9 protein-coding genes, 1 tRNA gene and 1 pseudogene are annotated in these 9,491 nt (G+C 57.9%); 3 read left to right on the top strand and 8 right to left on the bottom strand.

The window, feature by feature from the left end; genetic code table 11:
• On the top strand, positions 1-183 hold a 183-nt coding region (locus VGG64_22000), incomplete at its 5' end, for a hypothetical protein (protein HEY1602290.1).
• Here VGG64_22000 and VGG64_21995 read toward each other — a convergent pair.
• The 8 genes and pseudogenes from VGG64_21995 to VGG64_21960 all read right to left on the bottom strand — a co-directional run bounded on the left by VGG64_21995 (position 180) and on the right by VGG64_21960 (position 9,057).
• Positions 180-1,931: a hypothetical protein gene (locus VGG64_21995; GenBank protein HEY1602289.1), complete on the bottom strand. Its 1,752-nt coding sequence runs from the start codon at positions 1,929-1,931 to the stop codon at positions 180-182. The genes VGG64_22000 and VGG64_21995 overlap by 4 nt on opposite strands.
• A 419-nt stretch (positions 1,932-2,350) precedes the next feature.
• Positions 2,351-2,758, bottom strand: coding sequence for a hypothetical protein (locus VGG64_21990; GenBank protein HEY1602288.1), 408 nt, complete (start codon positions 2,756-2,758; stop codon positions 2,351-2,353).
• Positions 2,759-2,802: 44 nt separating this feature from the next.
• Positions 2,803-3,054: pseudogene (locus VGG64_21985) on the bottom strand (DUF4326 domain-containing protein).
• Between the two features lie 102 nt (positions 3,055-3,156).
• Complete coding sequence (locus tag VGG64_21980) at positions 3,157-3,777, bottom strand: hypothetical protein (protein HEY1602287.1); 621 nt, start codon at positions 3,775-3,777, stop codon at positions 3,157-3,159.
• Between the two features lie 127 nt (positions 3,778-3,904).
• Complete coding sequence (locus VGG64_21975) at positions 3,905-4,816, bottom strand: DUF5131 family protein (protein ID HEY1602286.1); 912 nt, start codon at positions 4,814-4,816, stop codon at positions 3,905-3,907.
• Positions 4,817-5,031: 215 nt separating this feature from the next.
• Positions 5,032-6,507 (bottom strand): hypothetical protein, encoded by a 1,476-nt coding sequence (locus VGG64_21970; GenBank protein ID HEY1602285.1) that lies wholly within the window; start codon positions 6,505-6,507, stop codon positions 5,032-5,034.
• Positions 6,508-7,389: 882 nt separating this feature from the next.
• A complete protein-coding gene (locus VGG64_21965; protein HEY1602284.1) occupies positions 7,390-7,569 on the bottom strand; it encodes a hypothetical protein in 180 nt (59 codons plus the stop codon).
• A 219-nt stretch (positions 7,570-7,788) separates the two neighbouring features.
• Entirely contained in the window at positions 7,789-9,057 is a 1,269-nt protein-coding gene (locus VGG64_21960) for a tyrosine-type recombinase/integrase (GenBank protein HEY1602283.1), read from the bottom strand.
• Between the two features lie 105 nt (positions 9,058-9,162).
• Here VGG64_21960 and VGG64_21955 point away from each other — a divergent pair.
• Positions 9,163-9,235: transfer RNA gene (locus VGG64_21955), tRNA-Arg, on the top strand.
• Between the two features lie 70 nt (positions 9,236-9,305).
• The coding region (locus VGG64_21950) for a hypothetical protein (protein HEY1602282.1) at positions 9,306-9,491 on the top strand (186 nt) is incomplete at its 3' end.

The following is a 9,491-nucleotide window of genomic DNA, read 5'->3' as shown; positions in this document are numbered from 1 at the left end:
GCAAAAAAGGTGGTTCCCCACCGCGGCCTGGTGCAGCCGACCCTTGCCAAGAGTAACATGTTTAACGAAGTTTTAGTCCCTACAACCCCGGCTGCCCAATTCCGCCCGGCCATGGCGGCATTTGAATCGCCCGATGACACTGGTAGGAAAATGGGCCGAGCGGCCACGGCCGCCTGGAATTAGCATGACGCAGCTCCCACGTCCCCAGGCAGTTTGCGCCGCTGTATTTCCTGCTCGATTTCTCGGAGGACGGCGATCTCGGCTTTCTGAATAAAGCCGTCGTTATTGAGTTTGTGCTTGCAAGGTCCAAGTGCAAATGCATTAAAAGCGCTGTACGGCGAGCTTGGATTGTTCTCGACGTATGCCACATAATCCCGCATGAGGTTTTCTGCACCCATGGTTTGCGCAAGTTCCTCGAACAATTCCAGCTCACGAATCGTGAAGATCAGCAGCCGCCCAATACGCTCTCGGCTGGTATTCGTCTTTTCGAGCTCGGCGGTTAGCTTCGAGCTCAAATACTCGCGAATGGCGTGGTTGCCGAGAGCTTCGTCGTAAAGAACGAGCGCCGGGTACATCACGCGGCAGCTCGATAGATCGATGTGATCTGGGCCGCAACGAATCGGCTCCCCATTCGTGATGCGGCGCATGCTGTTTGCAAGCTGTCCTATGCCCTTCCTGCCTTCACCAAGCCGGGCAAGAAGATCGTCAACGGCTTGCATTGTTTCTGCTTGGCGAAGTGCGAATCGCTGCCTACTCGTGAGCGATCCTGCCTTGTACTCCATCAACACCGCTAGACTTGTCCAGTGGAGCAAGCCATCGCATACCTGCTCGTGCTTGGAATTGACAAAGACGACCCGGCAATAGAATGTTCGTGCCAGCGGCCCCTCGGATACAGTAAACTGCCCGAGTATGATCTCGACGAAGCGCTCAAAAATATAGCCGAATAGCTGTTTGAATGGTCGGCCGATTGCTTTCGAGAACAGCGAGTGGATGCCGTGCACGAAAACGTCGCGGTACATCTGAAGATCGGGACAGACAAATTTGCCCTTCTCGACTTCCAACAGTGGCGTTCCGAGCATCGGGGCATAATCCGTGGACCAAGACTGCCGCGGTGTGCCAAGTAGCCGGACCGCCATTTCATCCGGAGTACATGCAAGCAGCTTAAATGCGGCATCGAGGTCACTTTGCTCGAAGAGGGAGGTAATGACCGCGCGGTCAAAAACCAAAGCGCTTGGCTGAGGCTGAACGGCGGGCTGTAGATAGTGAAAGTAAAGCAACAATCCGAAAACGAAAAACTCCGACAATGTGATTCCGTAATTGTTGCGCATGATTTCGTCGAAGCTCGCAATGCCGAGTGTTTTGGCCATCGCCTTGATGCGATCTTCGGAGGGAATGGTGAGCCACAGCAGCTTAGCCCGTCCGATCACCTCATGACCAAGGTACGGCTCGATAAACGAAATTAAGATCGTAATAAGCCAGTGTTCCTGGTCCGTTTCAGGGATCTCCGGCGTTTGCACCATTTCGACTTGTTTCAGCAGGTCATTGGCCATGAGACATGCTCGAGCAAAAACATGCCTAAGCTCGTCTTCGGCTAGTGGCTCGGCGTCATCATTGCATGCAAGCAATGCAATTTGGAGGACGAACAAGAGGCCACGGCGATGAAAAAGCACGCCTCCAGGTTCACCCTTTTCGCGTTGAAACAATGCTGGCTCGAGTTTGGACCAATACTCGGCCTTCAATAGCTGTGACGCCATTTGTCGCTGATTCTGGAGCTCCATCCCATTCCTGCGGCTGATGACTGCCGAGAGGCCTGCGATCCACCTGAAGACGTCTAGGCGGCGCAAACTGTGGAGTTCATGAACCAAATCGGCCAGCACGATGTGATCGCCCGTGAGCGATTCCAGCGTATGCGGATAAGCTTCCATTCTCATGGCGGGCGTCTCTTTGATGGGGCGGCAAGCGAAGCAAGCTACAGCGCCGGAGCGGCCGCTGTTCCAGAGTGCAGTGTGCGACGGCAGGAGAATTATCCTTGCCAAGGCCCAAACTACCAACTTGCTGTTAAGACGACTGCGAGGCCAATTACAGGTAATTGAACGCCCCGATGCAGATCATGAGCGCCAAATGGTGGATCAGTTGAATATGAGCGACCGAGCGACCACCAAATGGTGCCCGGGCCTGGATCGCGACAGAATCTAGGCGATTTGCGCAACCCCGGTCGTGCAGCTCTCGGGAAACGCCGGGCTTACGTGCCTGAATAGGCCGGCCATTCGACGTTGCGGATCAGTCCGCATGGTCGAAGTGCCGGCGGGTGCCGGACTCTACGAACCCGCCCCGCACGCTCCCTTCCAGATCACGTCCAGCGATCCGCTGCCGCCCTTGGCGCAAGGTGGACACGGCGCGCGGTGTGTTTAGTGGAACGCAGCCTCCGCAGTCGATCTGGCATTTTGACTCCTTGCTGGCGATGCACGACTACGGACAAAGCCCTCGTCAGCACGCGGGCATTGCCGAGCGAAGGGCTTTCCTTAGGATTGCCGACGGCGGTGCCGGCGACCCTGCCAAGATGCGATAGGTCGATCGGCGCGCGGCCGTTGAGCGTCGAGCACAAGCGATAGCGGCGGCGGCCCGTATCGAGCGCGGCCAATGGCGTTGTAGCGCGCGCGGCGGAGTCCTGGGACTCTAGGATCGCGTAGAACGGGCGCGTAGCGCGCTCAATGACGGTTTGATCGCGCCCGCCGCCCACGTCCGAAAGATCGGACAATGGGCGAGGGCGCGGTTATTGAGAGTCGGTTCCCTTGCCGCAAATTACTTATTCGCCAGTTCCAGCAGCACGTCGCCGTGGCATGGCTCGCCTTCTGGGCACAAACAAAGCAGATCCTTGCCGCGGAGTTCCTCGAGCTCGCTGCGCATCTTCGTTGCTTCTTGTTTTTTGCCGGATAGCCATTTGCGGAAGAGCCGTACAACCTCGGCTCGATCATGACGCTTGTCGATGCGAAATGGATTGCCCCATTTCGAAGGCCTGCTCACAACCACTGCATTCGGTGGCTTGCGCCAACCTTCGGTTCGCTTTTGCTGTGGACGTTTCGGTTTTCCCGTTTTTAGTGCCTACCTTTCTTAAGAGCCGTATGCTGCGATCGTCGCAGGCGATCAGCAGTAACCTCAATCACTTGACTTAGCAACTCGGGCTCTGTCCGGGTTCAAAATCTTGAAATCGTCGTCGTAGTCCTGCGCGAGAGCGGTTGTAGTTCCCCGGATCGCGGCTGCTAGCGCCGTCGCGCGCGGTTTGCCAATCCCATCGAGTGCAACGATTAAAGCACGCAGCCGATCGACCGCGTTGTGAAGCTCGTGCGCTAGTTTTTTCCAGCCTTTTTTCTTGGTGGCTTTGGGCCTGGGGATCTCAATTCGCACGCCGGCAGCCGCTCGCGGCACGACGTATGTCTTATCTACGAAGTGCTGACATGCATTCTTGAGTTCTGATCGGCGCCGCTCGAGTTTTGCATTCCAGAGCAGTAGCGAAGTAGCCTTGTGTTTGATGGCCCGTCGGAAAACGGCTTTAGACTCTTCGATGATCTGGGGCGGCGGCAGCAGGAAGTTACCCTCGGACGTAACCTCGGGCAGCATCCGCACGACCTCGAAACTGTTATTGCCGACATATTTGATTTTGCCGACGAGAGCCTCCAAGCAGCCAGCGCGATACCTTTCGCGGAGCATTTGCCACTTCCAGATCGCGCCCGGCTCGCGCGATGGCAGTTTCGAGGATTGATCTGCTTCGGTCGGCATTTGATTCTCCTGAACCAACGGGTTCCTTCGTGACGTGGTAAATGCGTCTATCGCTGTCCGCAGCTTCCTGGTCCGGCCCTCGGCGTCTGGCGTGGGCGCCAATACGCCGAAGGCCGGATCGCGTCCTCTACAAGCCCTCTGCGGCACCAGCGAGTGGGCTCAATCGGCGCTTCTGCCCCGACGCGTCAATCGGCATGAGCCGCACGCGCAGATCCGCTGGCCATTCGCTCCAATCGCCACCGCTGGCGTCCTTGAACTTGACTGGTTGGCCCCCGTCACTGACGCGCCGGCCGAGCTGCTTGAGAAAATAGGGAACGCCAAGCGTGCGGCAGCGATCACGAATGTCACGTGCCCATCCCAAATCGAATGTGTGCGATTTTGGGCCCGATTCGCCGCCTTGGATGATCCAGTCCAGGTTGCCAATGTACGCAGACAAATCGATTGCCTGCTCTTGCGGCTCGACCGACAAGAATCGGATCGTGTTGTGATTACCCACGTTAAGCAGACGCCGGATGCGACTGGTCGTAGCCTGCGTGGTGATGCTCGTGCCGACCCACAAATTCGCAGGCCATTGGATTCCCTGTTGCTCAAGCCACGCAGAGAACTCAGCCATCCGCTGGGGCTGCTTCGTCAGCCACTGCCAATGATGCCGCCGGCCCAATTCGCTGGCCACGTTGACGATGATCTCGTCCCGCAGATAATCGAACGGCACCGCCACAGAAAGCGCGTCGGCCATGTCTGAGACGAAGATCAGCCTCGGCAGATGATCAAGCCACGGCTTCGCCTTGTCGCCTGCGCCCGCCCGCTGAGTGCCGCGAAGGTCATTCCAACCAGCCGCTTCAGCCATGCGACCAGGCGCCAGTTCAACAACGTCGAAGTCGTTGGCGAGCCCAGGATTAGTTTTCCCAAATCGCGACGTGATTACGCCCGCGTAGCACCGCCGGACGTCGGTTTTCGTGTTCCAGAGTTCGCAGCCATCGCAGCCCATAGTCGGGTTGACGCTGCTGTCAGTCCACTGGATTGGTGTGAATTTGGCCATTCGCAAAAACCCTTCCTAATTCATTTCCGCCACGGCCGGCTCGCTCAGTCTTCCAAGTGAGCGAGGCCTGCCAGGGCGGAGCATTCAGGTCAACGTTGTGCCCATGCGTCGTGCTTGGGCGATTAACAATGCTCCCACTTGGCGCCCCATTTTTCAGCCTTGTCAGCCGCGGCTCGCTAACGATCGAGAACAAACTCACGAAGTTGCGTGTTCTTTCATTGGGCGCTCTGCCCAATGTCGGCACGCTCTTCCACAGCGAAGCGGTACCTGACCGCAGGCTCACCTTTGTCCCGAGTTCTGGCCTTCGTAAGTCGCAGGGCCAAGCGTTCGTGTTCCCCTTCATGCACGAATTTCTCGTCCTGGTGGCGCGAAAGGACGACACCCATCCCGCGCGCCTGCGCGACCAGCGTGGTCCGATCACCAACTGGAACAATGTCTTTCACGCCCTGGTCAACTGCCACTGTTGCCCATTCAGTCGCGGTGAGCCATTGGTCCGGCCGTTCCGCTCCAAGCAAGGCAAGCCGCACACGGACGGGGTCGTCGGAAGTCCGACGGACCGCGTAGTTGCCCAAAAAGTCCGTGAACCCGTTGGCCTTGAGGATTCCGCCGACTACACCGGCCCATGCCGTGAAGGGATGACGGGCGCCGGTATCGAGTGGCTGCCCGGCCACTTTCCAACGCTCGATCATGCCGCGCAATTCAGCGGCGATTTGGTTCGCGTGCTTTGGCAGATATTCAAGCTTTGGATTGCCGATCGGCGACTGCCGATCCGCAACATCGCCGATTGGGGCGAGATGAATCGGCAGGGCCCGGTTCATCAGGTCTTCGCTGATCGAGCCCTCATTAGTTGACATCGCGATGACAAAATCATTTACCCGCCGCTCCGGTCTAAACCGGCCCGTGCTGTATAAAAGAGGTTTGGCATCGGTTGCCAGACGTTCGAGAATGGCGGATTGGATCGGTCCGTTATTCCCACGGCGAGCGTTATCGATCACGAGCATGCCGAGATCCGGATCATGCCCAAACGCGCCGACAATCGCTCGCTCTAGCGCCCAATCAGTCGATTGGTACGAAATTGGCGAATGCGGAGTTTCGCCACGCGCAAATGCGATGATCGTATCTTTGCCGCCGTGGCTCTTTGTCGCGGTCACGGCCAATACCGGCTTCGCCCCCAGAAAATGGTTGCGAAGCATCACCGTGAGCGCAGCGGCGACAGCATTGGTGCGATCCGCATTCGAAGCGAAGGCCATGACGTCAAGGAAGGCGGTGATCCCCGCAATTTCCTCGCTAACTTTCGCCTCCACGCCGTCGTAATACATGCGGTGGCCAGGGCCGCCGTCGTTGTAGCCCGGCCGCGACAGTGACCAATCCGGCAAGTACATGGGCATTCGCACGAATCGATCGAGGGGCCGGAAGTTATTGAGAAAGGCGTCCGTGCCGAGCATTCCACTCAGATGCCTTATAGGAATCAGGTCGCACTTGGCTTTGCGCTCACCCACAAAAACAACCGAGCAGCGCTCGATGACGGCGGGACTTAAGCTACCGGCGTCGATGATTTGCGTAGGACGACCCGAGCCGATCAGAATCAGACCGCCGGCCGGACCAGCATTTCGAAAAAGGTCCGACGATTCAGCCAACACTTTGCCCAGGCGTGCGTATGTCTGCACAATAGGATCGTTCAGTCGCCACATAAAGCTCGGATTGCCTGAGTGATTGGCTGCACTTTCTGCGAGCAGAGTTGGGCCCGTGATAACGCCCGCGCTGGGCATCGCTTTGCGCGCCCGCTCGGCAGCGCTGGCACGGGCCCGAGTAGACCGTTTTTTCGCCTGTTTGGTTTTTTTCGATTTAGCTGGTGTCACACCCATCACAGACTCCACGCCTAGAAGAATCTCGTGACATTTTGTAGCGGCGGTCGCCGGCTCGGCGCATTCACCTGAACGGAAACTTCGCGCCGTTTAAGAAAGTCTGCCAACTCGGCGGGCCCGATTCGGTAGCGTGGCCTTCCAGTGCGTCGAGTGGCGACGTTGACCGCGCGCAACTCACCCGTACGGACCCAGGCCAAGATTTTGTCTGGCGAGACGCCAAGGCATTTCGCCACTTGCGGAGGCGATAAATAGGCGCTGCGGCAATCGGACATGGCGCAAATGAGCTAACGGCCGGCAACGCGCGGCGCAAGCGGCCCTAGCGCACGATAACGGCGCTGGGCAACAGTAGCCGAGCTGGACGGCGGAATAGCAACCTCAAAGGACGGTGCAGATGAACCCTACGACAGGCCCCAGGGACCAGTCGCTCGTCAGGGTTCACCAGCACCCGGCCGAGGTCCGCGATTGCGGCGAGACATCGAGACGGGAATTCGGGCGGGGCTCGTGAACTTTGACTCGCACGTTAAACACGGTTGAGTCGATCGCTTTTCGCCGCACGCAGGGGCTCAAGGCCCCCTCGGGATCGGCCTTATTAGCATCACGCCGAGGACCCGTGATTCTACTCCGGCTAGGCATAGCGTCAATAAGCTAGCCAGCTTGATTCATTCCCAACGAGGCGCGGATTGGGCCAGATCGATCACGCGGCAAGGGCTAGGGCCGGTGGAACTTGGATTCGGCCGGACATCCTTCGTCCGAAATGAAGGCGCTGCATTTGGCATTCATTGGTCGAGCACCAAGCCGCGGGCGGAAGTCACGCTGGCACACGCCGTCCAGGCGGTTGAAGAGAAGATAGGCCAGCAACAGACGATCGAAGCAATCGGCATGCTTCATCAAGCAGCGCGTAACCGTTGCCGTGGCTTTTGCCACGCGAAAGAAGTCCTCGACGGCCGCCCGTCGGGGATGCAGCTCGCGAGCCGGAACGACAACGCGTTCAGATCTCTGAACCAGCACTCGTCGCGGCGTTTGGGCAGCTTTCTTCCAGCGCACCATGACTCGCTGGGCCAGAATATACTGTGGATGAGCAGGCCAGCGGCCAAAATCATCGGCTCCTCACCTTGCATTGACCTTTTTGGGCGACTTTCGCGAACGCTTGCCGGCAGTCGGCGATTTTTTCGACTTCTTTGGCTTAGGGAAAAGCCAGTCGTGCACATGATCGGTCACGCGCTTCAACCGCTCGTCGCCCATCGCCTCTCGGTACACATCAGCCATGTCGGAGTTCGCTGGTGCGTGCCCCATGATGAACTGAACGGCCGCAGGATCGTGGGCGCCTTCGCCAATTGTTTGGAAGGTGTGCCGCAATGCGTAAAAGCCGAGGCCGAGGCGATTCAGGTTAAGCGAGGTCAGCACCTTTTTGACCTCGAGGCCGACCGCGTCGATATGCACCGCCTTGGCCTTGATCGCAGCCTCTTTATTGCCGTCAACGTAATTGAAACGAACCCACCGGTTGCCGTGCTTAGTGATGAAAACGAGTTTGGCATCGTCGTCGCAACCATGCGCCGGTCGTTCAGCGATGGCCGTTCGCAGAGCCTCCACTGTTTCTGACCATAATGGCGCTCGACGCTGGATCGCCGTCTTCGGGCGGGGGAAGTTCACCCATCCGTGTTCAAGTTCGACAGCCGAATGCGGCAATGCGGCAACGTCGGTGTTTCCAAATCCGCAATTGATGCCCAGTAGCACCATCGCCTTTAGGGGCGCGCTTGCGGTGGCTATGATCCTTCGGATATCGTCGGCGGCGAACAATTTTGGGCCGGCATCGACACGAGCCTGACGCACAATTCGTCGGCTTGGCTTCTGGAATGCTTGCCCGTACCGGATCGGGCGCTCAATAAGCCCTTGTTCGAACGCGTACTTGAACATCCCTCGGACGCGCTGAATCTCATTGCCGAGCCGCACCGGTCCATTCACTCGGGCAAGTGCCTTGCGAAGGCTCTCGAAGTCATCCGGTTGGAGGTCAACGACGATCCTGCCGCGACCAAAACGCTCGACGACTACCTCGCAGGTTTTTAGATACTCAGCGAACGTCCTTGCCTTGATCTCGCCAGTGTCGACAAGGTGTCGTTTGTTAGTGAGAAAAAGGTTGGCCAGCGCGTCGACAGTGAGCGAATCTGCTGTTTGCCTCGGCTTTCGGCCTGCGTGCAAATCGTCCTTTTCTCGCAGGTATTTGTCGAGCGCAGCATCGGGATTGTCCCATGCTCCGAAGTAGTGGAGTTTGCCACGAATTTTCTTTGCCCATCGCTTGGTGGCGTGCGCAAAAAGTGGGAATTCAGCGTATGGCTTAGCGGGCTTGCTGGACTTGGCTTTCGCGGTACTCTGGGGCATGGCGCTATCTTGCTCAAAAACCCGTATCTGGTGTCAAATTGGGTGTCAGCAGAGTAGCCGGCGAGCGGCGATGCGTCAATATAATGCCGTGATTTACGGCACTTAGCCCCCGTAGCTCAGGGGATAGAGCAACGGTTTCCTAAACCGTAGGTCGCAGGTCCGAATCCTGCCGGGGGTACTTCATTTGCGTCAAATATGCGCGGCCATATGCCATCCAACTCGGTGCGGCGCCGGTGCTGAATCCTCACTTGCAAGAAGTGCTCGATATCGCGTCTAAGCGTGCTTTTGAAGCTTATCGAGAACAGGGCGAAAAGATAGCTGGCCTGCCGCGGCCGTTTCAGGTTGTCGCGACGATCTACGCGGCCCAAGGGGTGATCGATAACGGCGCGCTCCAATACTTCTATGAGGCAAATTGGCCAGAAGAGCAACCGTAT

This window comes from Pirellulales bacterium (assembly GCA_036490175.1).
In the GTDB taxonomy this organism is placed as follows: Bacteria; Planctomycetota; Planctomycetia; order Pirellulales; family JACPPG01; genus JACPPG01.
The sequence above is the reverse complement of the archived record's forward strand: the minus strand, read 5'-3'. Positions and strand labels throughout refer to the sequence as shown.

Bases quoted from the DNA above. Each gene is read 5' to 3' on its own strand.
- VGG64_21975 (HEY1602286.1), bottom strand. From the start codon at position 4,816: ATGGCCAAATTCACACCAATCCAGTGGACTGACAGCAGCGTCAACCCG.
- VGG64_21995 (HEY1602289.1), bottom strand. From the start codon at position 1,931: ATGAGAATGGAAGCTTATCCGCATACGCTGGAATCGCTCACGGGCGAT.
- VGG64_21960 (HEY1602283.1), bottom strand. From the start codon at position 9,057: ATGCCCCAGAGTACCGCGAAAGCCAAGTCCAGCAAGCCCGCTAAGCCA.
- VGG64_21965 (HEY1602284.1), bottom strand. From the start codon at position 7,569: ATGAAGCATGCCGATTGCTTCGATCGTCTGTTGCTGGCCTATCTTCTC.
- VGG64_21980 (HEY1602287.1), bottom strand. From the start codon at position 3,777: ATGCCGACCGAAGCAGATCAATCCTCGAAACTGCCATCGCGCGAGCCG.
- VGG64_21970 (HEY1602285.1), bottom strand. From the start codon at position 6,507: ATGTGGCGACTGAACGATCCTATTGTGCAGACATACGCACGCCTGGGC.